This window comes from Kitasatospora sp. NPDC059803 (genome assembly GCF_042732255.1).
Lineage (GTDB): Bacteria > Actinomycetota > Actinomycetes > Streptomycetales > Streptomycetaceae > Kitasatospora.
Genome location: NZ_JBHWIJ010000028.1, coordinates 16,609 through 40,731 on the forward strand (window position 1 = coordinate 16,609; position 24,123 = coordinate 40,731).

At 73.0% G+C, this 24,123-nt stretch carries 22 protein-coding genes; 15 read left to right on the top strand and 7 right to left on the bottom strand.

Going from position 1 to position 24,123, the window contains the following annotated elements; genetic code table 11:
- The 3 genes from ACFV6I_RS07320 to mca form a co-directional block, all read right to left on the bottom strand.
- A partial coding sequence (locus ACFV6I_RS07320) for a thioredoxin domain-containing protein (protein ID WP_380423843.1) occupies positions 1–623 on the bottom strand: 623 nt, incomplete at its 3' end.
- Between the two features lie 78 nt (positions 624–701).
- Positions 702–893: a hypothetical protein gene (locus tag ACFV6I_RS07325; RefSeq protein WP_063348010.1), complete on the bottom strand. Its 192-nt coding sequence runs from the start codon at positions 891–893 to the stop codon at positions 702–704.
- Between the two features lie 49 nt (positions 894–942).
- Positions 943–1,848 (bottom strand): mycothiol conjugate amidase Mca, encoded by a 906-nt coding sequence (gene mca, locus ACFV6I_RS07330; RefSeq protein WP_380423844.1) that lies wholly within the window; start codon positions 1,846–1,848, stop codon positions 943–945.
- Positions 1,849–2,088: 240 nt separating this feature from the next.
- Between mca and ACFV6I_RS07335 the strand changes: the two genes are divergently transcribed.
- Both ACFV6I_RS07335 and greA read left to right on the top strand, forming a co-directional pair.
- Entirely contained in the window at positions 2,089–2,505 is a 417-nt protein-coding gene (locus tag ACFV6I_RS07335; RefSeq protein WP_363372422.1) for a DUF4307 domain-containing protein, read from the top strand.
- Positions 2,506–2,927: 422 nt separating this feature from the next.
- Complete coding sequence (gene greA, locus ACFV6I_RS07340) at positions 2,928–3,428, top strand: transcription elongation factor GreA (protein ID WP_063348012.1); 501 nt, start codon at positions 2,928–2,930, stop codon at positions 3,426–3,428.
- A 108-nt stretch (positions 3,429–3,536) separates the two neighbouring features.
- On the opposite strand, the gene ACFV6I_RS07345 is transcribed toward greA, so the two are convergent.
- From ACFV6I_RS07345 to ilvA, 3 genes are all read right to left on the bottom strand, one after another.
- Positions 3,537–4,394, bottom strand: a complete 858-nt coding sequence (locus tag ACFV6I_RS07345; protein ID WP_063348013.1) for an ABC transporter permease — start codon at positions 4,392–4,394, stop codon at positions 3,537–3,539.
- Between the two features lies 1 nt (position 4,395).
- Complete coding sequence (locus tag ACFV6I_RS07350) at positions 4,396–5,502, bottom strand: ATP-binding cassette domain-containing protein (protein WP_380423845.1); 1,107 nt, start codon at positions 5,500–5,502, stop codon at positions 4,396–4,398.
- Positions 5,503–5,769: 267 nt separating this feature from the next.
- Positions 5,770–6,981, bottom strand: coding sequence for a threonine ammonia-lyase (gene ilvA / locus ACFV6I_RS07355; RefSeq protein ID WP_063348014.1), 1,212 nt, complete (start codon positions 6,979–6,981; stop codon positions 5,770–5,772).
- 122 nt (positions 6,982–7,103) lie between these two features.
- On the opposite strand from ilvA, the gene ACFV6I_RS07360 reads away from it, so the two are divergent.
- The 13 genes from ACFV6I_RS07360 (at position 7,104) to ACFV6I_RS07420 (ending at position 19,670) form a co-directional block, all read left to right on the top strand.
- Positions 7,104–7,781, top strand: a complete 678-nt coding sequence (locus tag ACFV6I_RS07360) for a hypothetical protein (protein WP_380423846.1) — start codon at positions 7,104–7,106, stop codon at positions 7,779–7,781.
- Positions 7,782–8,012: 231 nt separating this feature from the next.
- A complete protein-coding gene (locus ACFV6I_RS07365) occupies positions 8,013–9,053 on the top strand; it encodes an acyltransferase domain-containing protein (protein ID WP_380423847.1) in 1,041 nt (346 codons plus the stop codon).
- A complete protein-coding gene (locus ACFV6I_RS07370; RefSeq protein WP_380423848.1) occupies positions 9,050–11,029 on the top strand; it encodes a hypothetical protein in 1,980 nt (659 codons plus the stop codon). Before ACFV6I_RS07365 ends, ACFV6I_RS07370 begins: the two co-directional genes overlap by 4 nt.
- 17 nt (positions 11,030–11,046) lie before the next feature.
- Positions 11,047–12,144 carry a 3-oxoacyl-ACP synthase III family protein gene (locus ACFV6I_RS07375; protein WP_380423849.1) on the top strand — a complete coding sequence of 366 codons (1,098 nt, stop codon included), beginning with the start codon at positions 11,047–11,049 and terminating at the stop codon, positions 12,142–12,144.
- Positions 12,145–12,173: 29 nt separating this feature from the next.
- Positions 12,174–13,013, top strand: a complete 840-nt coding sequence (locus ACFV6I_RS07380; protein ID WP_363630894.1) for an SDR family NAD(P)-dependent oxidoreductase — start codon at positions 12,174–12,176, stop codon at positions 13,011–13,013.
- Positions 13,010–14,146 carry a beta-ketoacyl-ACP synthase 3 gene (locus ACFV6I_RS07385; RefSeq protein ID WP_380423850.1) on the top strand — a complete coding sequence of 379 codons (1,137 nt, stop codon included), beginning with the start codon at positions 13,010–13,012 and terminating at the stop codon, positions 14,144–14,146. Before ACFV6I_RS07380 ends, ACFV6I_RS07385 begins: the two co-directional genes overlap by 4 nt.
- On the top strand, positions 14,143–14,463 hold the full coding sequence (locus ACFV6I_RS07390) for an acyl carrier protein (RefSeq protein WP_380423851.1): 321 nt from the start codon (positions 14,143–14,145) through the stop codon (positions 14,461–14,463). The genes ACFV6I_RS07385 and ACFV6I_RS07390 overlap by 4 nt, the downstream gene beginning before the upstream one ends.
- A complete protein-coding gene (locus ACFV6I_RS07395; RefSeq protein ID WP_380423852.1) occupies positions 14,460–15,707 on the top strand; it encodes a beta-ketoacyl-[acyl-carrier-protein] synthase family protein in 1,248 nt (415 codons plus the stop codon). Before ACFV6I_RS07390 ends, ACFV6I_RS07395 begins: the two co-directional genes overlap by 4 nt.
- An 81-nt stretch (positions 15,708–15,788) precedes the next feature.
- Entirely contained in the window at positions 15,789–16,142 is a 354-nt protein-coding gene (locus ACFV6I_RS07400) for an antibiotic biosynthesis monooxygenase family protein (RefSeq protein ID WP_380423853.1), read from the top strand.
- A gap of 128 nt (positions 16,143–16,270) precedes the next feature.
- Positions 16,271–17,089 (top strand): maleylpyruvate isomerase family mycothiol-dependent enzyme, encoded by an 819-nt coding sequence (locus tag ACFV6I_RS07405; RefSeq protein ID WP_380423854.1) that lies wholly within the window; start codon positions 16,271–16,273, stop codon positions 17,087–17,089.
- 130 nt (positions 17,090–17,219) lie between these two features.
- Positions 17,220–17,786, top strand: coding sequence for a Uma2 family endonuclease (locus ACFV6I_RS07410; protein WP_063352015.1), 567 nt, complete (start codon positions 17,220–17,222; stop codon positions 17,784–17,786).
- A gap of 219 nt (positions 17,787–18,005) precedes the next feature.
- A complete protein-coding gene (locus tag ACFV6I_RS07415; protein ID WP_380423855.1) occupies positions 18,006–18,362 on the top strand; it encodes a hypothetical protein in 357 nt (118 codons plus the stop codon).
- Positions 18,363–18,563: 201 nt separating this feature from the next.
- Positions 18,564–19,670: a hypothetical protein gene (locus tag ACFV6I_RS07420; protein WP_380423856.1), complete on the top strand. Its 1,107-nt coding sequence runs from the start codon at positions 18,564–18,566 to the stop codon at positions 19,668–19,670.
- A gap of 135 nt (positions 19,671–19,805) precedes the next feature.
- Here ACFV6I_RS07420 and ACFV6I_RS07425 read toward each other — a convergent pair whose 3' ends face one another.
- Positions 19,806–24,119, bottom strand: a complete 4,314-nt coding sequence (locus ACFV6I_RS07425; protein ID WP_380423857.1) for a trypsin-like peptidase domain-containing protein — start codon at positions 24,117–24,119, stop codon at positions 19,806–19,808.
- Positions 24,120–24,123 lie beyond the last annotated feature (4 nt).

The window sequence follows — 24,123 nt, forward strand, 5'->3', positions numbered from 1 at the left end:
GGCGGGGGGGCCCCCCCCCGCACCCCGGGGGGCGGGCGGTCCCACTCCCGGCTGAGGGTGACCAGCGCCTGGTGCAGGTCGGCGCCGGCGGGCGGGTGGTGGGCACCGGCCGAGTAGACGGCGGCACGCTCGGCGAGGTCGGCCCGGATCCGCCCGGCGACCTCCGCGACCTCCTGCCGCCGGCCCCGCCAGGCGGCGTCGACGCCTTCCAGCACCTGCCGGAAGGACGGCATCCCGTGCCGGGGCTCGGGCGGGAAGTAGGTGCCGAAGTAGAACGGCTCCTTGTCGGGCGTGAGGAACACCGTCATCGGCCAGCCGCCCTGCCCGGTGGCGGCCTGCACGGCCTCCATGTAGACGGCGTCGACGTCGGGCCGCTCCTCCCGGTCCACCTTGACGGCGACGAACCGCTCGTTCAGGTAACCGGCGACCCCGGCATCCTCGAAGCTCTCGTGGGCCATCACATGACACCAGTGACAGGCGGCGTACCCCACACTCAGCAGCACCGGCACCCCGCGGCGCTCCGCCTCCGCGAACGCCTCCGGCCCCCAGGGCCACCAGTCGACCGGGTTCTCGGCATGCTGCAGCAGGTACGGCGAGGTCGCGTCCGCGAGACGGTTCGGCATGCCCCCCATCCTCGCGCATCGGGGGCCGGGCACCGGGACGCCGGCTGCGGCGAGCCGGGCCCCGCGCGCGCCCGCGCGCTACTCCTTGGGGGCTTCCGGCTCCTCCGCGAAGTCGACCTTCTTGAACTGCCGGTTCATGGACTTGGCCAGGAACCAGGTGGCCACGCCGAGGGCGGCGAAGACGACGAAGCCGAGGAGTCCGGGGGTGACCTTGGCGTCGTCGACGGCGAGGTCGGCGGCGAGGTTGACGAGGTTCACGGGGGCGCTCATATCTCTATGGTGGCCCCGCTCACGGGGCGCCGGGCCATCGGGGGGTGGTTCAGTCGCGCGTGTCGGCGGCCTCGACGGCCAGGGTGGGGGTGCGCAGGCCGGCGAACAGGTCGTCCTCCGGCAGGTCCACGTCGATCAGGGTACGGGCGAGTTCGTAGTCCTCGGTGGGCCAGACCTCGCGCTGGACGTCCAGCGGGACGCGGAACCACGGCCCGTCGGGGTCGATCTGGGTGGCGTGGGCGATCAGGGCGCGGTCGCGGGTCTCGAACCAGTCGCCGCAGCTCACCCGGGTGGTGATCTCGCGCTCCTGGCGGCCGCTCTTCTCCCAGCCCGCGATCCACTCGCCGTATGGCGAGTCGTGGCCGTGCTCGGTGAGGTACTGGTGCAGGGCGCGGATGCGGCCCATCGGGAAGCCGTGGTTGTAGTAGACCTTCAGCGGCTGCCAGGGCTCGCCGGCCCCCGGGTAGGCGTCCGGGTCGCCGGCGGCGTCGAAGGCCAGCATGGTGATCTTGTGGGTCATGATGTGGTCGGGGTGCGGGTAGCCGCCGTTCTCGTCGTAGGTCGTGATGACCTGCGGCTTGAACTCCCGGATCAGCCGGACCAGCGGTTCGGCCGCCTCCTTCACGTCCTCCAGGGCGAAGCAGCCCTCGGGCAGCGGGGGCAGCGGGTCGCCCTCGGGCAGGCCGGAGTCGACGAAGCCGAGCCAGGCCTGCTTGACGCCCAGGATCGCCCGGGCCTCGTCCATCTCCTTGCGGCGCACCTCGTGGATGTTCTCCTCGATGTACGGGTCCCCCTGGAGCTTGGGGTTGAGAACCGACCCGCGTTCGCCCCCGGTGCAGGTGGCCACGAGCACGTCCACTCCCTGCTCGACGTACATGGCCATGGTGGCCGCGCCCTTGCTGGACTCGTCGTCCGGGTGGGCGTGCACCGCCATCAGTCGCAACTGCTCAGTCAACGCCTTGCGTTCCTTCCACATATCGGGCGTTCCGCGAAGTCCGGTCCGCCCACCGTACGAGCCGCTCACGTCGGGGCCGCGTCGCCGCGGGACCGGCCGCGGACGTACCCCGGCCCGGTCGAGCCCCGCCCCCGCCGGACCGGCCGCGGGCGTGCCCCTCCTATAGTGACGGACTGGAGGAGCGTCGCATTCCCCCGCACCACCCGCGCGGCCCCTCCCGTCAGGAGAGGACTGGGTCCGATGAACGCGAGCACCACCACCCCGCAGCTGCCCGAGGGGCGCTACGGCCGGCGCGGCGACCGCGATTCGGACCGCCGCCTGAAGGTGGCCGGCGCGGTCTGCGGCGTGCTGGGCCTGGGCCTGGTGGCCTGGCTGGGCGGCTCCTACCTGCTGCGCGAGACCACGATCAACGGCTCGGTGCCGACCTTCCAGGCGGTCTCGGACTCCGAGGTCGAGCTGCACCTGGCGGTGCGCAAGAGCGGCGGGACGGCCGGCAGCTGCACGGTCCGCTCGCAGGGGTCGGACGGCTCGGTGGTCGGGGTGGCCGACTTCCCGGTGCCGGCCGACGGCTCCAGCTACGACGCCGTGGTCACGCTGCGGACCACCGCCCGCGGCACCACCGCCGAACTGCTGGGCTGCACGCCGGCGAAGAAGTAGGCCTGCGAAGAAGCGCGAAGGAGTCCGTCCGGCCGCCTGCGCAGGCGGCCCGCCCGCCGAGTCGCACCGGCACCGCGCCCCGCTCACCGGTACTCTGCCGGGCACCACCGGTACTCTGCCGGACACCGGCGCATAACCGATCGGGAGAACGGGCATCCGTAGGAAGTCCCGCACCCGGCCCGGCACGCACCACCGCCGTACACCGTGGCGCATTCGCTGTACACCGTGGCGCAACGCCGACGTCAATGGCGCGCAAACGACCCTTCTGCTTGTCGGCAGGACTTGTTAGGCTCGTGGTTTCGCCCCTTCCGCACCGGATGGTACGGGAGCGGGCGTTGCTTTGTAGTTACGACCGATATCACCACCAACCCTGCTGACGACTCACACCCGCAGCACAGCCCCAGCACCTACGAGGAGCACCCGTGACCCAGACCAGTGAGAACGTGACCTGGCTCACTCAGGCCGGCTACGACCAGCTGAAGGCCGAGCTGGATCACCTGACCGGGCCCTGGCGCATCGAGATCGCCCAGAAGATCGAGGCGGCGCGCGAGGAGGGGGACCTCAAGGAGAACGCCGGCTATCACGCGGCCAAGGAGGAGCAGGGCAAGTACGAGCTGCGCATCCGCCAGCTGACCCAGCTGCTGGAGCGTGCCAAGGTCGGCGAGGCGCCGGCCGACTCGGGTGTGGTGGCCCCGGGCATGGTCGTCACGGTCGCCTTCGACGGCGACGAGGACGACACCATGGAGTTCCTGCTCGCCTCGCGCGAGGTCGCCGGCTCCGACACCATGGACGTCTACTCGCCGCAGTCGCCGCTGGGCCGCGCGATCGACGGCAAGCAGATCGGCGACGAGGCGACCTACGAGCTGCCGAACGGCAAGCCCGCCATGGTGAAGATCGTCAAGGTCGTGCCGCACGCCGGCTGACCAAGCCTGATCCGGTCTGATCTGGCCTGACCAGACCTGACCGACCGACGAGGGCGGCCGCGGAGTCCAGGGACTCTGCGGCCGCCCTCGCGGCGTACCGGGCGCGGTTCAGCCCACGGCCGAGCGGTACTTGCGCACCGACAGCCAGGAGAACACCGCGGTGATCAGCACCGACCACAGCACCGACACCAGCGCGGCGTGCTGCATCGGCCAGGTGGCGTCCACCGGGCCGACCTGGTTGCCGAACAGGTCTCGGCAGGCCTGCACGGTGGCGCTGAACGGGTTCCAGTACGCGACCGTCTGCAGCCAGCCCGGCATCGAGCTGACCGGCACGAAGGCGTTGGAGACGAAGGTCAGCGGGAACAGCCAGATCAGGCCGGCCGAGGTGGCCGCCTCGGGGCTGCGCACCGAGAGGCCGATCAGCGCGCCGATCCAGGAGAACGCGTAGCCGAGCAGGAGCAGCAGGCCGAAGGCGCCGAGCGCGTTGAGCACGCCGTCGTGGATCCGCCAGCCGACCAGCAGCGCGACCAGGGCCAGCACGATCACGGTGAACGCGGTCTGGCACAGGTCGGCGAGGGTGCGGCCGACCAGCACCGCCGAGCGGGCCATCGGCAGCGAGCGGAAGCGGTCCACCAGGCCCTTGGTCATGTCCTCCGCGATCCCGGCGGAGGCGCCGGCGACGGCGAAGGTGACGGTCTGGGCGAAGATGCCGGCCATCAGGAACTGGATGTACGAGTCGGAGCTGGAGCTCGCCCCGGGGATCTTGATCGCCCCGCCCATCACGTACGAGAACAGCAGCACGAACATGACCGGCTGCATCAGCCCGAAGACCACGATCTCGGGGATCCTGGTCATCCGGCGCAGGTTGCGCTTGGCGACCACCCAGGAGTCGTGCAGGGTGGCGGCGATGCCGCGGCGCTGCCTGGGCATCGCCTCGCCGATGGCGTGCTCGGTGGCGGTGCTCATCTCAGCGCTCCGTTCCGGCCGCGACGGCCTGCTTGTCCGGTCCCTGGCCGTCGGAGCCGTCCGGCCCCTCGGCGGACGGCCCCTCGGCGGGCGGCCCCTCGGCGGGCGGCCCGCCCTTGCTCCGGCCGCCCCGGCCGCGGCCGCCGGAGCCGTTCTCCTCCTCCACCGTCTCGGCGACGTGGCCGGTGAGGGTGAGGAACACGTCGTCCAGGGTCGGGCGGCGCAGGCCGATGTCGTCGATCTCGATGCCGCGGGCGTCGAGTTCGCGGATGACGTCGGCGAGCACCCGGGCGCCGCCGCTGACCGGCACGGTGATCCGGCGGGTGTTCTTCTCCACCGCCGGCTCGCCCAGCGCGTACCCGGACAGCGCCGCGACCGCGTCGGCGACCAGGCCCGGCTCGTGCACCACGACCTCTATCCGCTCGCCGCCGATCTGGGCCTTGAGCTGGTCGGCGGTGCCGCGGGCGATCACCCGGCCGTGGTCGACGACGGCGATGTCGTGCGCCAGCCGGTCGGCCTCCTCCAGGTACTGGGTGGTGAGCAGCAGCGTGGTGCCCTGCTCGACCAGGGTCTCGATGACCTCCCAGAGCGCGAGCCGGTTGCGCGGGTCGAGGCCGGTGGTCGGCTCGTCGAGGAACATCACCGGCGGCCGGACGACCAGCGCGGCGGCGAGGTCGAGGCGGCGGCGCATGCCGCCGGAGTAGGTCTTGGCGGTGCGGTCCTTGGCCTCGGTGAGGTTGAACCACTCCAGCAGCTCCAGCGCCCTCACCTTCGCCTGACGGGCGCTCATCTGGTAGAGCTCGCCGACCATCTGGAGGTTCTCGAAGCCGGTGAGGTACTCGTCGACCGCCGCGTACTGGCCGGACAGGCCGATCAGGCTGCGGACCTTGTTGGGGTGCTTGAGCACGTCGACGCCAGCGACCACCGCGCGGCCCGAGTCGGGGCGCAGCAGGGTGGTGAGGACCCGCACGGTGGTGGTCTTGCCGGCGCCGTTCGGGCCGAGCAGCCCGAGCACCGTGCCCTCGGGGACGTCGAGGCTGACGCCGTCCAGGGCTCGTACGTCGCCGAAGGTCTTGACCAGGTTCTCGGCTTGGATGGCTGGCGCCATGGCCTGCCTCATCTCCTCGGACGAATATGGGCGATCTGTCACACTCTGCCCCTTTTTCGGGCATGCGGGCGACTCGGTTTTCGCCTACCAGAACACAGAACGCGATGTATCGCGAGTCTGGCAGCACGCGATATATCGCGTCAAGGCACAGGGCTCCGCCATCGTGACAGGGACCACTGACATCCACCGAGATCCACCGACGCCCGCCCCGCACCGTCCGGCGCCCGAGACACCCGGCCCCCCAAGCGCCTGAGGCGCCTTCCGAACTCAGCTGGAAACGACGTACCCCGCGTCCCGCAGCTCGCCGACCACGGCCGCACAGTGCTCCGGCCCCTTGGTCTCCAGGTGCAGGTCCACCTCGACCTCGGTCAGCCCCAGCCGCGGGTCGATCCGCACGTGCGCGACGTCCAGCACGTTGGCGTCCAGCCTGGTCAGCACCCCCAGCAGGTCGGCCAGCGAGCCCGGCTTGTCCGCCAACCGCACCCGCAGCGACAGGTACCGGCCGGCCGCCGCCAGCCCGTGCCGCAGCACCCGCTGCATCAGCTGCGGGTCGATGTTGCCGCCGGACAGCACGGCCACCACCGGCCCCTCGAAGGAGTCCGGCTGCTCCAGCAGCGCCGCGATCGGGGCCGCCCCGGCCGGTTCGACCACCAGTTTCAACCGCTCCAGGCCGAGCAGCAGGGCCCGCGACAGCGCGTCCTCGGAGACCGTCCGGACGCCGTCCGCCAGCGAGTTGATCACCTCGAACGGGATGTCCCCGGGCCGGCCGACCATGATCCCGTCGGCCATCGTGGCGTAGTGCTCCAGTGACACCGGCCGCCCGGCCGCCAGCGAGGGCGGGTACGCGGCCGCGCCCGCCGCCTGCACCCCCACCACCCGGACGTCCGGCCGCAGCGGCTTGACCGCCGCCGCGATCCCGGCCAGCAGGCCGCCGCCGCCCACCCCGACCAGGATGGTCCGCACCTCGGGGCACTGCTCCAGGATCTCCAGTCCGACGGTGGCCTGGCCGGTGACCACGTCCCAGTGGTCGAAGGGGTGGATGAACACCGCGCCGGTCGCCTCCGAGTACCGCTGCGCGGCCTGCAACGCCTCGTCCACCGTGGCGCCGTGCAACCGCACCTGCGCGCCGTACTCCCGGGTCGCCGCGACCTTGGGCAGCGGCGCCGCGACCGGCATGAACACGGTCGAGTGCACCCCCAGCAGCGCGGCCGCCAGCGCCACCCCCTGCGCGTGGTTGCCCGCGCTCGCCGCCACCACCCCGCCGGCCCGCTGCACCGGCGAGAGCCCGGCGATCCGCACGTACGCGCCGCGCAGCTTGAACGAACCGGTGCGCTGGAGGTTCTCGCACTTCAGGTGGACCGGCGCGCCGATCAGCCCGGACAGGTACCGGCTGCCCTCCATCGGCGTCACCCGGGCGATTCCGGCGAGCATCTTCTGGGCGCCGCGGACGTCGTCGAGGGTGACCGGCCAGTTGTGCATAACGCCAGCCTACGGTGGTCGACACCGGCAATCCGGGATGTCGGGGCTGTTCCCGGGCCCGCTCCGCCCGCGTACGCTGCTGCTTCTGAGCCTCCCTCACCGCACGACGATCGTGAGCCGCGATGACGACGACCTCGCCCCAGGCCACCGACCGCACCGACCCCGTGCACGCCCGACTCCAGTACCAGCTGGCGGTGTTCGCCCGTCGGATGGACCAGGTCCGGACCACCGGCGGCGGTCTCGGCGCGCTGGACCGGGCCGCCTACCTGCTGCTCGACCGCCTGGAGCGGCACGGGCCCGCCAACGTCAAGGCGCTGGCCGAGTCGCGGGGGGGGGGCGCCCCCCGCCGCGCGCCGCGCGAGCACCGCCGGGGAATCCGGCGTCGGGGTGTCCGGCGGCGGGTCACCGAATCCGGCGTCGGCCAGGGTGACGGGCCGTCGGAGCCGACGACCCAGCGCCGCGCAGACGAGGTGGGGGGCGGGCTTGCGGGGAACAGCTCCGGTGAGCCACTGGTGCACCGAGGCGCGCCCGTAGGCCCGGGCCCATCCGGATTCGGCGCCGATCTGATTGACGGCCCGGGCCAGTTGCTCTCCGGTCCATCGGGCTTCTTTGAGGAGTTCGCGAAGGCGGGCGTTCGGCACACGGCGGACGGCCATGTCTCTCCCGGCGGGTCGTCGACGCCGCGCTCACGGCGGCCCGGTCCGGCCTCCGCGGTACGCGGTCGCGCTGCGCACATCCCGCCATGCTATCCGCTCGCGGTGCCGCCGGGATACCCGAATGGGATTCCCAACTCGTTGTAATTCCTTGAAAGTTGACGCCCGGAAAAGCTTGACGGGCCGGCCGTCGAAAAGCGTCCGCGAGGGCGGCCGCAGACTCCACCATCGGTGATGTCGGGGCGTTTCCTTCGAACGTGCCCCAGGGTGGAGGCGGAATCCGTGATGTCCGGCCCGCAGCGTCCGCAGAGTCCCACGGCCACCGGAAAGTTCGTTCACATGTTCCCCGGGCAGGGGGATTTCAGTCTGACTCCGCTGTTGCGGACGCTTCCCCGCGTCGGGTCGCTGGCACGCGCGGTCGCCGAGGTCTTCGAGGAGGCCGACGTGGTCGCCGCCGAGTTCGGGGTGGCGCCGATCGGCCCCCGTCTGACAGGTGGCTCCCGTTCGGGTGGCAGCTCCCGACTGACCGGCGGCTCCCCGCTCAGCGCCGGCGCGCTGGCCGCCGAGCCGCCCGGGACCGTACAACTCGCGCTGTTCGGTGTGTCCCTGGCGGTGCACCGCGCACTCGAAGCCGACGGCTGCCGGGCGCACCGCCTCCTGGCGGTCAGCTTCGGCGAGATCCCCGCGCTGACCGCGGCCGGATGCTGCTCGGTCGCCGACGGGGCCCGGCTGGCCTGCCGGCTCGGGCAGTTGCTGACCGGCCACGGCGGCGGCATGACACTGCTGGGCGCGGGCCCGGCCACAGCCCGCCGACTGCTCGCGGCGGCCGGGCCGGGCACGGGCGTGGTGGTGGCCTGTGTCAACCACGGCGGGGAGACGGTGGTCTCCGGCCCGCTCGACGGGCTCGCCGTCGTCGAACGGTCGGCGACGGCGCACGGCGTGGGGGCGCAGCGGCTGCGGCTCCCGTTCATGAGCCACCACCCGGCTCTCGTCCACGAGGCCGGTGCGTTCGCGCACTTCGCCCGACGGCTGCGCCTGTCCCCGCCGCGCCGACCGGTGTACTCGGCGGTGGCCGGCCGGCTCTACCGCGCGGACAGCGATCTGCCGAGCGGGCTGTCCGCCTGCCTGGTCAGGCCCTTCGACCTGCCCGCGGTGTTCGGCGCGGCCCTGGCGGACGCCTCGCTGGTCGTCGAGGCGGGCACCGGCAGCACGCTGACGAACAGCGTGCGCAGGATCGACCCGCGGCAGGACGCGCTCGCGCCGGTCGCCGACGGCCCGTGGCCGACCGGCCCCCAGACGCCGCTTCCGCCCCAGGCGCCGCTGGAGCCCCCGCGCTCCTGCCCGCCTCCCGCCGCGCCGGGGGAGGGCACGTCGCACCACCACCACCCGACCACGACGGCCGCACGGGGGGACGCATGAACACCGAACGGAGGCCCGGCGAGGAGGCCGACGCGATCGACGTCCTGACCCGCCTCTCGACGCTGCTCCCTCCCCGGCGGGCCGCGGAGTTCGGACAGCTCCTCGCGGACCACCGGGCCGAACACGGGGCGGCAGCCCTGCGCACGGACGTCAGCGCGCACCGGCGGCTGGCCCGCCTGGCGGCCTCGCTGCCGCCGGCGGCCGAGGTGGTCGCCGACGCGGACCTGCTGGCCGCGCTCAGCGAGGCGACGGCGCTGGCGGATCCATCGCTCTATCAGACCTTCCTCTCCCACTACACCCTGTGCGTCGGCTCGCTGGTCCTCCTGGGCGGCAAGGCCGCGGACCCGGACGGCGCCCTCGCGCACGCACGCACCAAGGGCTCCTTCCTGGTCACCGAGATCGGCGACGCCGGCAGCCACCTCGGGATCCGCACCGAGGCCCGGTTCGACCCGGCCCGCCGCGCGTTCACGCTGCACACCCCGGACCACCGGGCCGCGAAGTTCTCCTCCGTCGCGGCGCTCGGCCTGCCCCAGCAGGCGGTGGTCTGCGCACGGCTGCTGACGGGCGCCCGGGACGGGGGAGTGTTCTCCTTCCTCGTCGACATCACCGGGGCCGACGGCCGCCCGGCACCGGGAGTGTCCGTCTCCGGCCCGCTCCCGGTGGGCGCGCTCCCGCTGCCCTACGGCCTCGTCCGGTTCCACGGCGCCCGAATCCCGTACGACCGCTGGCTGGCGGACGGGGCCGGGATCGACGCCACGGGCGTGCTGCACGACCCGCAGCCCAGCGCCGACGCCCGCCTCCAGCGGACCCTGAGCTGCGGCCAGGGGCTGTGGGCCACCCTGCCGTCCGCGATGGCGGGCCTGGCGGGCCGCAGCGCGGCGATGGCCTGGCGGTTCAGCGCGGGCCGCCGCTCGCACGGCCGGCTGGCGCCCGGGAGCCCGGTCCTGGAGTACCGCACCCAGCAGCACGCCGTCGTCGGAGCGCTGGCCGCCGCCTTCTCCCTGCGCTGCACCGCCCGGGCGGCCCTGTCCACGTGGGCGGGGCTGCGCGCCGCAAGGCCCTCCGACGGGCCGGGCACGGCGATGACCTTCTCCCCCTGGGCCGCGGTCGACCGCTCGCTCGCCCTCTACAAGGCGCACAGCACCCGGGCCGTGGCGGACCTCGTCGACTCCCTCCAGCACCGCTGCGGGGTGTCGGGCCTCTTCGACCACAACCGGCTGCCGGGCTACCTCGGCTTCGCCCGCGCCTTCGACAACGCCGGCGGGGACAACACCCTCATCCTGCTCGACGCCGGCCGCGCCCTCGCCGAGGAGCGGGCACGCCCTGACCGGCGGTCGGCCGGTCCGGGCCGGTTCCCGTCAGACCAGGGCCGGTTCCCGTCCGGTCCGACCGACGCGGCGTGGTGGCCCGCGGTCGTCACCGCGCTGCAGGACCGGCTCGCCGACGACCTCGCCGCCGCGGCTTCGGCCCGTACCGAGGCGCTGCGCCGCTCGCCCCACCGTTCGCTCCACCGCGACCTGGACCTGTGGAACCCACTGCTGGAGGACGCCCTGGAGCTGGGGGACGTCCAGGCCCGCCGGCTCGCGGCCGAGGCCGCGGTGGAGGGGAGCGCCGCGCACGGGCGCGGGTGGCCCGTTCCGCAGGCGGCCGACCTCGCCGCGCTCGACGGCCTGCGCCAGGCCCGGTGCCTGGCCGGCCCCCTGCTGGCGACCGGCGTGCTCACCCCCTCGGCCGTCCGCGCCCTGCCCGCCGCCATGGACGCCCTGTGCGACCGACTGCGTCAGGCCCTGCCGGACATCGTGGCCGCCCTCGACCCCGGGGCCGGCCTCGCCCGTACCGCCCTCGACGAGCCCGACTACGCCGCCGCGCTCCTGGCCGCCCATGGTGCCTCCGCCGGCGCCCCCGCCAGTTCCTCCACCAGTTTCTCCACCGGCTCCTCCACCGGCTCCTCCGATCGCACCGGGAGCACGTCGTGAACCGAAGGAAGCCCCCCATGACCGGCGTCCTGGGCATGGGCACGTACCTGCCCGCAGAGGTCCGCGGCAACCACGAGGTCGGCCCTCCCGCCGGTGTCTCGGCCACCTGGATCACCGAGCGCACCGGCGTGCTCGAACGGCATCGGGCCGCACCCGACGAGGCCGCCTCGGACCTGGCAGCGGCCGCCGTACTGGCCGCCTGCGAGGCCGCCGGTATCCCGCCGGAGCGGCTCGACCTCGTCGTTGCGGCGACCTCCACGCCCGACGAACTCGGGCCGGCCACCGCCTGCCGCATCCAGGCCCTCACCGGCGCCGGCAACGCCGTCGCACTCGACGTCAGCGCGGCCTGCTCCGGCTGGCTGTTCGCGGCCAAGGTCGCGCACGCCTGGCTGGCCACGACCCCCGGCGCCCGGTACGCGGCGGTCGTCGGCGTCGAGGCCTACTCGAAGTTCGTCGACCCCGCCCACCGAGCCACCGCCGTCCTCTTCGCCGACGGCGCCGCCGCAGCCGTCCTGGGCCCCGTCGACGACGACGCCGGCTTCCACGGCTTCCGCCTCGGTTCGGACGGCCGCGGCGCGCACCACGTGCTGATCCCCGCTGGCGGCAGCCGGATACCCGCCGGCCCCGAGAGCCTGAACGCCGGGCTGCACCACATCCACATGGACGGCCGGGTCGTGCGCGACTTCATCACCGAGATCTTCCCCCGCCTCGTCGACCAGGCCCTCACCGACCACGGCCTCGACCTCAAGGACATCGACGCCTTCATCACCCACCAGCCCAACCCGCTGCTCCTGCGCGCCGTCGCGGACCGGATCGGCATCCCGGCCGAACGCCTGCACATCACCGGAGACCTGACGGGCAACATCGGCGCGGCCTCCGCCCCCTTCGCGCTGGCCGACGCCGCCGCCCGCGGCCTGCTGGCCGACCGGGCCCGCGTGCTCGTCTGCGTCTTCGGCGCCGGCCTGACCTGGGGCAGCGCCCTGCTCACCTGGACGGGCGCCCGCTCCCTGCGCGCGCCCGTCCGGTCCAGCAGCGCCCAGGACACCCCCGTCCTGAACTCCCCCGCCCGGGACACCGCCGTCCAGGACGGCACCGCCCGGAACACCACCGACTGACGCCCCGCCGGAACCGGAGGAACACCCCCATGACCATCCTCAACCGCTTCCGCCTCGACGGCCGCCGCGCACTGGTGACCGGCTCCTCGCGCGGCATCGGCCAGGCCGTCGCCGTCGCGCTCGCCCAGGCCGGGGCCCGGCTCGCCCTCTCCGCCCGCACCGGGCCCGCGCTGAAGCACACCGCCGACCAGGTGGCCCGCTACGGTGGCACCCCCGTCCTGGTACCCGGGGACCTCGCCGACACCGGGCAGGCCGCCATCGTCGACCAGGCCGCCCAGGCCCTGGGCGGTCTCGACATCGTCGTCCACAACGCCGGCATCCTGCCCACCAACCCCGACGGCAGCACACTCCTCGCACCGCTGCAGCACCTCCCGCAGCACGTCTGGGACGAGGTGGTCGCGGTCAACCTCAACGCCACCGCCGCGATCTGCCGGCACGCCCACCCGTACCTGGCGCAGTCGGACGGCGCCAGCCTGGTGCTGATGTCCTCGGTCGCGGGTCTGGTCGGCACGCCCATGATGGAGGTCTACGCCGCGACCAAGGCCGCCCAGGTCTCCCTCGCCCGCAGCCTCGCGGTCGGCTGGGCCCGCAGCGGGATCCGGGTCAACGCGCTGTGCCCCGGGTGGGTGCGCACCGACATGACGGCCGCCGTCCACACCAATGCCGCGCTCACCGACTGGCTGCTGGCCCACGTGCCCATGGGGCGCTGGGCCGAACTGGAGGAGGTCGCCGCGGCGGCGCTGTTCCTGGCCTCGCCCGCCTCCGCCTTCCTCACCGGGCAGGCGATCGCCCTGGACGGCGGCCTCTCGGTCCCCGACGGCGGTCTTGCGGGCACCCCCAAGCCGCCCTCCCCGTTCGCCGCGGCATGACCTCCCCACCCTCCGCCCCCGGCCACCGCGCCACGGCGGTGATCGCCGGCCTCGGCTCCAGCCTCCCGCCCCAGGAGGTGACCAACACCCAGATCATCGCCCGGGGCGGCCTGGACACCACCGACGAGTGGATCACCGGCCGGACCGGCATCCACCGCCGGCGCCTGGCCGGACCCGGCGTCAGCACCGGGGACCTGGCCACGGCCGCCGCGCGCGCCGCGATCGACTCCACCGGCTCCCCGGGCCTGCGCCCGGACCTGCTCCTGCTGGCCACCACCACGCCGGACCGCCCCTGCCCGGCCACCGCACCGGAGGTCGCCCACCGCCTCGGCCTCGGACCGGTCCCCGCGTTCGACCTCGCAGCCGTCTGCTCGGGCTTCCTCTACGGCCTGGCCACGGCCTCCGCCCTGCTCCGCAGCGGCGCCTGCCGAACCCCCCTGGTGGTCGCGGCCGAGAAGTACTCGGCCATCGTCGACCCCTTCGACCGGGACACCGCACCGCTCTTCGGCGACGCCGCCGCCGCGGTGGTACTCCGCCCCGGGGACACCACCGAACCCGGGGCCCTGCTGGAGACCGACTGGGGCAGCGACGGCGGCGAGAGCGACCTGATCACCGTGGCCGCCGGCGGCTCTCGACTCCCCGCCACCGAAGCCCCCGGGCGCGGCGACCGCTACTTCCGGATGCGCGGGCGCCAGGTCTACGCCCACGCCGTACGCCGCATGGCCGCCTCCGCCGGGGCCGCCCTGGCCGCGACCGGCTGGCAGGCCCGCGAGGTCCAGGCCTTCATCGGGCACCAGGCCAACCAGCGGATCCTGGACGCCGTCGCCGACCGCCTCGGCATCCCGCCGCGGCACCGCTTCGGCAACATCCGCGACGTCGGCAACACGGCGGGCGCCTCCGTACCGCTCGCCCTCGCCGACGCCGCCGCCCGAGGGGCCTGCCGCCCGGGCGCCCCGACCCTGCTCACCGCCTTCGGCGGCGGTCTCACCTGGGCCTCCGCCACCCTGCTGTGGCCGGACGCACCCGTACGGACGGCCGCCCCGGAACCCCGGCCCCCGTGCCACGACCATGACCGCGATCACGACCCCGCCCCCGACCACGACCACGACCACGAGGAGGTCAGCCCACCGTGAACCCCGTCCGCGAGCACCTGGTCACCCTGCTCACCGAGAAGTTCGACACCCCCTCCGACACGATCGGCGACGACGCCGCCCTCGACGAGCTCGACCTCGACTCCCTCGCCCGGATCGAACTCGTCGTCACCCTCCAGGAACACTGGGGCGTCGCCCTGGACGACGACCTCGACTCCGCCGCCGACGTGACGGTGGGCCAACTCGTCGGCCGCATCCACGCTCTGCTCGCGCAGCCCGTCCGGCCCGTCGCGTCCGTCGCGCCTGATCCGTCCGTCCACCCCGTTCACCCCGAGCAGCCGCCCGGCCCAGCCGCATGAGTGCGGCCCGCCCACCGCTCGCCGTCACCGGGATCGGCCTGGTCACCCCGGCCGGTCACGGGGCGGAGTCGACCTGGCGAGGCGTCCTCGACGCCCGCAGCACGGCCGCACCCGACCCGGCGCTCGCCGGGCTCCCCGTCGTCCTCTCCTGCCGGGTCCCCGGCGACTCCGCCGCGCTGGTCGGCGGCCGCCAGCCCTGGCGGCTGGACCGCGCCACCCGCTTCGCCATCGCCGCCGCGCGGGAGGCCGTCGCCGACGCGGGCCTCGAACCCGCGCGCTGGGACGGCGCCCGGGTCGCGCTGGTCCTCGGCTCCGCCGCCGGAGGAGTGGGCAGCTACGAACACGCGGCGGAACGACTCCGCACCCTGGGCCCCTCCGCCGTGTCCGCACTGGCGCTTCCCGCCTTCCTGCCGAACATGGCAGCAGCTCAACTCGCCATCGAGCTCGGCGCGACGGGCCCGGTGCTGCACACCGCCACCGCCTGCGCCTCCGGGGCCGCCGCCATCCACACCGCGGCCCTGCTGCTCCACACCGGAGCCTGCGACATCGCCCTGGCCGGCGGCACCGACGCCATGATCACTCCGGTCTGCGTCGCCGGATTCGCCCGGATGAAGGCGCTCTCCCGCAACACGGACCCCGCCCGCGCCTCCCGCCCGTTCGACGCGGACCGCGACGGCTTCGTCATCGGCGAGGGAGCGGGCTTCCTCGTCCTGGAACGCCGGTCGGACGCGGCGTCGCGGCAGGCCACGCCCAGAGCCCTGCTGGTCGGCACCGGAACCGCCACCGACGCCTACCACCCCGTCGCACCGCACCCGGAAGCCCGCGGGCTCGAAGCGGCCGCCCGGCTGGCCCTCGCCGAGGCCGGCGCCGGCCCCGACGACGTCGACCACGTCAACGCCCACGGCACGAGCACCCCGCTCAACGACTCCGCGGAAGCCCGCCTGGTCGGCCGGCTCTTCGCCCGGCGCCCCCCGTCCGTCACCTCCGCCAAGGGCGTGCTCGGCCACACGATGGGCGCCGCCGGCGCCATCGAAGCCGCCCTGACGGTGCTCACCGTGCAGCACCAACTCGTCCCCGCCACCGCGGGGTTCGCCGTCCCCGACCGGGAAACCGGCACGATCGACCTGGTCCACGACGACCCCCGCCGCCAGCGCCTCCACCTCGCACTGAGCACCTCGGCCGGATTCGGCGGCCACAACACCGCCCTCGCCTTCGCCCCCGCCGCCTCCGCCTCCGGGAGCTGACACCGGGACGAGGACGCCATGCGCATCAGCCGTTCAGGAAAGGGCTGGATCGTTCGGTGCATCCCGCCTTACGGTGGCGCCATGAGCGATCACCCCGAAGCACCTGTCGCGCCCGTCGAGGCCTACGAACCCCCCTACTACCTGGCCGTCTTCACGACAGTGCGAACCCAGGACCAGAGCGGTTACAGCGAGACCAGCGCACGCATGGAAGACCTGGTGAAGGACGTCCCCGGATACCTGGGGATGGACCACGCCCAGACCCCTGGCGGCCTGGGCATCACCGTCGGGTACTTCCGCGACGCCGACGCCCTCACGCAGTGGCGGAGCAACGTCGAGCACCGCGCGGCGCAGAAGCGTGGGCAGGCCGAGTGGTACCAGAACTACACGCTGCACGTGGCGAAGGTGGAGCGCAGCCACGGGTTCAGCCGCGTGTAGGGGTCTGCGGGGCCCGATAGCGGGCTGACCGGCTCCCGTCGTCCAGGCGGGCCGCGGTGGTCGGGGGCCGGACCGGACCGTGTCGCGGGTCTGGACAGCGGTGCCGGGGTCGGTCAGTCTTCACCACCATGACCCTCCCGCTCCCCGAGCACGTCCCCGGTGCCGCGCGCACCGCGCTTTTCGAGGCCGTCACCGCCGTCGGCGACGAGGCCGTCGCCCTGCTCGCCGGCGGCCGCGGCGACACCCCGATACCCGGCGCCGAGTGGACGGTCGGCGAGGCCGCCGCCCACCTGGCGATGGCCAACGAGCTGATGGCCGCACTGGCCGCCGGCGAGGAACGGCCGTACGGGGACGGCAGTCCGGGGTCGCTGGCCGCCGCGAACGCGGCCTCGCTGGCCAGGCGGCCGGAGCGGGACCTGACCGTGCTCGCCGGGGTGATCGCCCGGCAGGCAAGGGAGTTCACGGCGGCGGCCGGCGCGCGCGGCGGCACCGAGCCGGTGCTGACCCCGCTCGGCCCGATGGACCTGGACACCCTCGGCGCCTACCTGCTGACCCACATGCTGGGCCACCTCTACGACATCGCCATCGCGCTCGGGCGGCCGCACCCGCTCGACCGGCACCGCGTCGGGCTGACGATGCCCTTCCTGCAGATGGCGATGCCACGGGTGCTGGACGCGCGCGCCGCGGCCGGCCACAGCGCCTGCTACCGGCTGCGGGTGCGCGGCCTGGGCGGGTTCGCGGTGACCTTCACGGACGGTGCCGCCGTGGTGAGCCAGGAGCCGCCGCGCCGCCCGGACTGCACGATCCTCACCGGCCCGGTGGCGTTCTTCCTCATCGCGCTGGGCCGCTACACCGCCACCGGCGCCCTCGCCCGGGGCAAGGTGCTCGCGTGGGGACGCCGGCCGTGGCTGGCCCCGGGCTTCCCCCGGCTGTTCGCGGCCCCCTGAACACGGCCGCCGGCCGCCGCCGGTGTCACGCCGGCGCATCGTGACGTCATGTCGTGGCGCCCAGGGGCGGACACGTCAGACTGTCACTGGTCCGTTCTGCGGGTTGAGATCCCGGACAGGAGAGCAGCACGTGAGTACAGCGCACGCCGGCCCAGGTGACTACAGCCAGGTGCCGAATCCGGAGCAGGCCCTGAAGTATGCAATTCGGCATATTGCGGGTGACCGTGTCGAGATCGTAGAGGGAGTCATCACCCCGGTGTCACCGTCCTGGGCCCACGAGAGTGCTGTCGACCTGATCCGTGAGCAGATCGGCCCTCGCATGCGCGAGCTCGACCTCCGTGCCGGCTCCGGGAACCTCGACCTGCCCGGCACGGAGAACTTCTACGTGCCGGATCTGGCCGTCGTGCCCGCCGAGCTGGCGAAGACGGAGGGAGCGCTCCTCCCGGACCAGACCGTGCTCGTCGTCGAAGTGACATCACCGTCGAACGGTGAAACCGACAGGACCGCCAAGCGCCGGCGCTACTCGCAGTTCGGCGCGCCCGTGTACCTCCTGGTCGACCGGCAGGAACGCACCTGCACGCTGCTCTCCCAGCCGGGCCGGCTCGGCTACACCCGGGTGGAAGGACCGCACCCCTTCGGCACCCCCCTGCAGCTACCGCCTCCGCTGAGCCTCGAACTCGACACGGCGGGTTTCTGAGTCGGGGAGTTAGGGGTTGGGGAGTCGGCCGGGCGGTGGGTCGGCTTCGTAGCCTGATCGGGGTCCGGTGAGCCGACTGCCCTGCGGTGACGGCCCGTCAACCCTGGGTGAATTGGGTGAAATATTATCGAGTTTTACGATTTAACCGCCCTGCCGTGCGGTGGTGGCATGCGTGGATTCCGCAGCATGAAGCGAAGTCACCAACCAAGAGGTGGAGAGATGATCAAGAAATTCGCTGTCGTTGCAGCTGCTGCCAGTGCTCTCGTTCTTGCGGACGCGAGCTGGGCCGTCGCCGGCTCCGGCGGCCATGGTGGCACGGACAGGCGTGGCGGAGACGTCGGCATCGCATGCGTGGTCGGCCAGGACGCGGGCTTCTCGAACAACTGCGGCAACACGTACATCTACAAGCCCAACCTTCTGGGCGACCTGCTCAACCTGCTCTCGCCGCCTCCCACCACCGGCGGCGGTGGCAACAACGGGGGCGGCAACAACAACGGGGGCGGCAACAACGGCGGCGGTAACAACGGTGGTGGTACCGGCAACAACGGCGGCGGTAGCAGCGGCGGCAACAGCTGATCCGTTCGACACCGGCGTGTTCTCCTCCTTGACCACGCCGGCGGGGCCGGGGACGCACCGGGCACAGCACGGGTGCGGACCCCGGCCGTTGCGTGCCCTTTGGAGCACAGATCGGTGCCCGATCGTCCGTTGTGCTGCGCGGCGACAGTCCGGCCGGATATGCCGGAGGGAACACCTGTCGCGCCTCCGGAGGGGTTCCCCATGCACGCGAAAGACCCCGGCAAGCCGTCGGAGCCGCAGCGGCGCCGCGACCTGCCGCGCAAGGCCGATCCGGCGGCCGACGGACTGGGGTTGAGCCTCGGGGGCGTGTCTGCGCAGACTGTCCTCGCCTTGCAGCGCGGCATCGGCAACGCCGCGGTCTCGCGGGTGATCGAGCGGTCCAGGCACCAGCACGGTGCGGGGTGCGGTCACCCGCAGGCCGTCGTCGGGGCGGGCGCACCGGTACAGCGGTCCCCCGTCCAGAGGAGGACGGGGGACGCGCAGGCCGCCCGTCCCGGTGAGCCGGTCGTCCAGCGCGCCATCACCTACGCCAAGGCCGACTGGTCACGGCAGCACCTCTCGCCGGACCGTTTCGCGGAACTGCTCCAACAGGCGTCCGGCGAGCAGGAAGGTGACGGATTCAGCGTCCCCTACCGGGAGTTGTTCAAGGCCTTGGAGGAGTCCGCGATCACCATCGAGATCGACGAGCAGACGGACATCAGGGGTGCGCGCGCGTTGTTCGCGCTCAGCAACGAAGGAGAGGGCGGCGCGCTGCGGATCACCCCGCCCAAGGACCAGGCCTCACCGCTCGAACTGCGGGAATTCGCCGCGACCGTGACCCATGAGATGCAGCACGCGCTCGACTCGGTCACCGGTCGTTTCAAGTCCCAGGAGAAGCCGCAGACGATGGCGCAGCGGAAGATCTCCACCGAGTTGCGCGCGTTCGGCGAAGAGGCGGCCGCGGCGCTCAAACTCGCCATGGGTGACAGCTACAGCAAGAGCCAGGGGAAACTCTCCGCGATCCTGAAGACGATCCCCCCGGACCGGCTCACGCCCGAGCGCAGCCGACTCGCCGGCGAGTTCCACACGATGGACAGCTACCGGGCCGCCGGCCGGGATCCCCTCGACGCCTTCGGGGCGGCGATCCCGATCCCCAACAGCGTGCTCCTGGAACGCGTGGCGGGCTACCTGTCCTTCTACAAGCTGGTCGCCGATACCCCGACCAGTGCGGAGGCACTCCAGTGGCTGCGCGCCACGCCGGCGGTGGTGGAGAAGGGGCTGGTGGAGGGGACCGTCCTGTTCCACAACCACCGCCCGCAGCCGGAGTGAGGGCGCGGGCGGTCGGGAGGGCGCGGGTGGTCGGGAGGGCGACAAGCGCGAGATCACGTCCAGCCGTTGCGGGTGGAAGCCCGGATCTGTGAGTTCATCGCGCAGTCGGCGTCGATTCCGGGGCCGTCCGCAGCTTCAGGGCTTGGGGGGAAGGCAGAGGGGGCGGTCGGGTACCCGGACCGGCAGGGTGCGTCGTTCGTCGGCGGTGAAGGAGCGGTAGCCGATGATGCGGCACAGGCTCCGCTGCCAAGCGTCGGGGTCGAGGACGATCCGGTGGACGTAGTCGTTCTCGGTGCGGATGAGGAAGGTCTTTCCGTCGTTGGTGGCGTCCAGGAACGTGAGCGGCTCCTGCAGACTGTTGTCGGTCACGTTGCGGAAGTCGTAGGAGTCCACGGAAGGTTGGCCGCCGACCTGGTAGATCCGGATGGAGTTGTTGGCCGCGATCATGAAACGGCCTTGGGCATCGACGAATCGGGTGATGGCCGCGTTCTGGCCCGGTGTGCTGGTGGTGGGAAGGGGGCCGATCTCCCTCTGCAGGGGGTCGAGCCGCCACAGTTCGATGACGCTGTTGCGGCGGAGAACGGCCAGGTAGCGGCCGCTCTCGTCGAACCGGGCCGCGATCAGGTCGGTGATGCCCGGGTTCAGCGACGTGACGGTGTGGCCGGTGCCGATGTCGACGACACGGATCACGGGGTCGTCGTGCACGACCACGGTCACCTTTCCCTCCTGCCAGTACGGGCCGACGTACATCTGCGGCGTGCCGGGCTTGTCGGCCCGGGGATGGAACGCGGCCGCGTCGAACTGCGCCGACCGGAGGCCGGTTCTGGCCTCCCACTGCTGGATCCGGGTGCCGGAGACCGTCACCAGGCGGTCGGCCCCGTCGAAGAAGTAGCTGAAGTCCTCGGCTGCCGAGTCGCCCTGGGGTGGTGGTGCCGCGGTGATGCGGGCGACCGCTCGTAGGGTGGAGGCATCACGGACGGAGACGGTGTTCGGGCCGTCCCGGAGCGCGATGAGCGTGTCGTCCTGGTTGGACAGGAGGCGGTCGCCTTTGCCCTTCCAGGCGGGCTGTGGCAGGGCTGTTCTGGTCAGGAGCCTTCCGAGGTCGAGCCCGGGCTCGCGGAGTTCGAGGTCGGTGCCGCCGGTCAGGCGGGTGGTGATCTTTCTGCCGTCCCGACTGAGGTGGACGGTGTCGGCCGCGGCCGCGTCCTCCTCGCCCGCGGGGATCTCGGTGTAGGAGATGGAGCTCCGTCCCTGACCGGCGAGATACTCCTTCCCGCCGGTGGAGAGGAGAACGGATGCGTGCTCGTACAGGCGGCCCGGTTCGTCCACCAACGCGACGGCTTTTCCCCGGTCGAGGTCCAGGAGCGTCAGTTTGGCGGCTTCGTTGATCACGATCCGGTGGCCGTCGGCGTTCGCCGCGATCAGTTCGGTCGCCGGGGCGATCGTCTCCGTGGTTTCGTACGGTTTCCCCACCACGGATCCGTCGGACACCCGGATCAGTCGTACGGTGCTCTTCGTGCCACTGCCCTGTCCGGATTCGTGGGTCTGGACGACGGCGACGGTGGTCCGGTCCCCGGAGGGCAGGATCCCTTGGTGATCAGCAGGCACCACCACGTTCCGCGCGGCGCCGCCGGCCATGTCCACGGAGGCCAGTCCGGTACTGCCGTTGCTGGTCCTCACGAGCAGGGAATGCCCGTCGGAGCCGAACCACAGCCCGCTTCCCATGTTCTGAGGTGCGGGAACGCGGCCGGCGATCGTCCCCGCGTTCAGATCCCACCAGACCAGGCTGTCGCGGGTCGGAACCGCGATGTAGCGCCCGTCGGGTGACATCGCGGTCGCGTCGGCAGGAGCCGAGGAGATCTGCAGCACCCCGTCCACCCGGGGAAGTTGGTGCACCTGGCCGATGGGCGCGGTGCTCTCCTTGTCGACGTCGAACCAGCCTCCCGTCCCGTCGTCGGCCACGAATCCGGCTCGGCGTCCGTCCGGGGAGACCATCAGGTAGAAGGCGTACTGGGCCGGGACCGGCCAGTTGTGGACGGTGCCGTCCCGGCCGCGGACGAACAGGACGACGTGGGCCATGGCGTCGCGGGAGAGGACGACGTCACCGTCTCGGCTGGTGCTGAACGTCCCGCCGGTTCCGGACAGGCCCGAGAACAGGGAGTCCGCGCCGGCCCGGAGGAGGTACTGCCGCATCAGCTGGTTCCGGGCCTCCGGCGTGGGCTTCGTCCGGTACGCGGCGAGGGCCATCATCACGGCCCGGACCGGGTCGTAGGCCATGTCGTCCTGGGAGGCCTGGACGAGGGCGCGGGAGTCGGAGTCGGCCTGGCGCTCCGCGGCATCGTGGCGGGCCGTGGCGAACAGGACGCCCAGGGCGAGGGAGACGGTGATCACCCCGACGAGGGCGGTCCGGAAGGTGCGGCGCCGGCGGCCGCGGGCCCGGTGGTGCCGCCTGGCGAGTTCGAGGTAGCTGCGTTCGGCTTCGGACAGCTCGGCACCGCGCTCGCGCTGCCAGGTGCGGGCGGTGGCGAGGGTGGGCCCGGTGGGGAGCAGGTCGGCGGGTTGGCCGGCGTGGTCCCAGCGCCGACGGTCGTGCCGGACGGATTCGCGCCACTCCAGGAACGCACGGTCCTCGCCGACCCAGTCGCGCAGCCGGGACCACGCGGTGATCAGGGCCTCGTGAGCCAGCTCAACGGTCTCGACGCCCTCGGCACTGTGATCGATGACCAGGAGCCGGGTGCCGGCCAGACGTTGGGCGATGTGCCATTCGTCCTCGGCGAGCTCCTGGCGGGGAACCGTCCGGCGGGTGGCACCGGGTGCGCCGAGGGGGACGCGGACGAGGCGGGTGAAGAGCCGGCGGGCGGCCGGCTCCTCCCCGGCGGAGACATGTCTGTCCCAGGCCTGCTCGGCGTACTCCCCGAGGGCTCCGCTGACGTGACCGATCTCCTCGTACGCACGGTGGCTGAGAACCCCGGCCGCCTGACGCTTCCACAGCAGGTCGAGGGTGAAGCCGAGGAGCGGCAGGGCACCCGCCTCACCGCCCGCATCGGTCAGGATGCGGTCCACCAGGTGGGCCTCGTAGCGAACCGACGGAATCGCCGCCACCGGTGCGGTGACGACCTCCCGGAGCTGGTCACCGGTCATCGGCCCCAGAGCGTAAACCTGTCGGCTGCAGGCCCGGCCAAGACTCGGATGGGCCAGCGCGGCCTCCAGGTAGTCGGCCCGGAGCGTGGTGAGCACGTGCACGGTCCCAGGGAGCGACGGGCCGAACAGCACGGCCGCCAACTCATCGACAGCCGCCGGGTCGGCTCCGGTGAGCATCTCCTCGAACTGGTCGACCACGACGATCAGTTGATCGGTGCCGAGGCGGGCCAGCAGGAGAGCCGCGAGATCTCCGAGCCCCTGGGCGCGCAGCAGGCCGACCAGCGCCGGAAGGCGTTCGAGGCGTCCGAGTTCGGTCAGATCCGGTTCCAGCAGCGGAGACAGCGCGGCGGCGAGCGCGGACAGCGGGGTGGTGCCGGCGTTGGGCCGGATCACCACGGCGGTCATGCCCTGGGCGTGCAGGCGGGGTATGACGCCGGCCATCGCGAGGGAGGACTTGCCCGAACCGGAGGGGCCGACGAGGGTGGTCCACCGTTCCCGGGCGACCAGGGCGGTGACCTCCGCGGTCTCCGCCCGACGGCCGTGGAAGACCGGGGCGTCGGATTCCTGAAGCGGGCGCAGACTGCGAAACGGTGACGGCGGCAGCGCCAGTTCGCGAAGCTCCGGCCATACGGAGGCGAGGCCCTCGGCGGGGATCAGGTAACCGGATGGAGGGTCGCCGGTCTCCGCGACCGCCATCATGCCGACGACACCGTCGAGTTGCTCGTCCCACACCGGGCCGCCGCTGAACCCCGGGGAGACCCGGTAGCCGTTGGCGGCCAGGTCGGCCTGGATCCACCCGTTGGCCTGCCGGGCCCTCAGTACCCCGGAGTGCCAGACACCGCCCGGGCGGCCGCTCGGCAGGCCGTACGCCCGCACCGTGTGTCCCCAGACGTCGGAGGACTCCACCATGCGGATCGGCCGGGCGCCCGGAAGCGGAGCGGACAGGTGCAGCACGGCCACGTCCCCGGCGCCGTGCGGGTGGGCGGGCGCCCACCGTTCGACAGTCGTGGGAACGCGCGTACCGCCTGTGCCGCCTGTACCGCCTGTGCCGTCGGCTGCGGCGAGCGGGTCGGTGAGCAGCGGGTTGGCGAGCAGCGGGAGGTCGACGTCGACGCGGGCGTCGGCGTCCGGCCCGGCTCCCGGAGGGAGGCCGAGCGCGGCGGACACCACGTGCGCACACGTCAGTATCCGATCGGCGGTCACCAGGAAGCCGAGGCCGACCGGGACGCCTCGACGGTCATGGATGCGGACGACGGCGGAGGCCAGTGCATCGGGCCCGGCTCCGTCGACGGCGTCGGCGCGGGACATGGAC

What these genes read in the sequence shown, in the direction of transcription:
- ACFV6I_RS07325 (WP_063348010.1), bottom strand. Translation starts at nt 893, where the DNA reads ATGAGCGCCCCCGTGAACCTCGTCAACCTCGCCGCCGACCTCGCCGTC.
- ACFV6I_RS07335 (WP_363372422.1), top strand. Translation starts at nt 2,089, where the DNA reads ATGAACGCGAGCACCACCACCCCGCAGCTGCCCGAGGGGCGCTACGGC.
- ACFV6I_RS07345 (WP_063348013.1), bottom strand. Translation starts at nt 4,394, where the DNA reads ATGAGCACCGCCACCGAGCACGCCATCGGCGAGGCGATGCCCAGGCAG.
- ACFV6I_RS07350 (WP_380423845.1), bottom strand. Translation starts at nt 5,502, where the DNA reads ATGGCGCCAGCCATCCAAGCCGAGAACCTGGTCAAGACCTTCGGCGAC.
- ilvA (WP_063348014.1), bottom strand. Translation starts at nt 6,981, where the DNA reads ATGCACAACTGGCCGGTCACCCTCGACGACGTCCGCGGCGCCCAGAAG.
- ACFV6I_RS07360 (WP_380423846.1), top strand. Translation starts at nt 7,104, where the DNA reads ATGACGACGACCTCGCCCCAGGCCACCGACCGCACCGACCCCGTGCAC.
- ACFV6I_RS07370 (WP_380423848.1), top strand. Translation starts at nt 9,050, where the DNA reads ATGAACACCGAACGGAGGCCCGGCGAGGAGGCCGACGCGATCGACGTC.
- ACFV6I_RS07375 (WP_380423849.1), top strand. Translation starts at nt 11,047, where the DNA reads ATGACCGGCGTCCTGGGCATGGGCACGTACCTGCCCGCAGAGGTCCGC.
- ACFV6I_RS07380 (WP_363630894.1), top strand. Translation starts at nt 12,174, where the DNA reads ATGACCATCCTCAACCGCTTCCGCCTCGACGGCCGCCGCGCACTGGTG.
- ACFV6I_RS07385 (WP_380423850.1), top strand. Translation starts at nt 13,010, where the DNA reads ATGACCTCCCCACCCTCCGCCCCCGGCCACCGCGCCACGGCGGTGATC.
- ACFV6I_RS07395 (WP_380423852.1), top strand. Translation starts at nt 14,460, where the DNA reads ATGAGTGCGGCCCGCCCACCGCTCGCCGTCACCGGGATCGGCCTGGTC.
- ACFV6I_RS07400 (WP_380423853.1), top strand. Translation starts at nt 15,789, where the DNA reads ATGAGCGATCACCCCGAAGCACCTGTCGCGCCCGTCGAGGCCTACGAA.
- ACFV6I_RS07405 (WP_380423854.1), top strand. Translation starts at nt 16,271, where the DNA reads ATGACCCTCCCGCTCCCCGAGCACGTCCCCGGTGCCGCGCGCACCGCG.
- ACFV6I_RS07415 (WP_380423855.1), top strand. Translation starts at nt 18,006, where the DNA reads ATGATCAAGAAATTCGCTGTCGTTGCAGCTGCTGCCAGTGCTCTCGTT.
- ACFV6I_RS07420 (WP_380423856.1), top strand. Translation starts at nt 18,564, where the DNA reads ATGCACGCGAAAGACCCCGGCAAGCCGTCGGAGCCGCAGCGGCGCCGC.
- ACFV6I_RS07425 (WP_380423857.1), bottom strand. Translation starts at nt 24,119, where the DNA reads ATGTCCCGCGCCGACGCCGTCGACGGAGCCGGGCCCGATGCACTGGCC.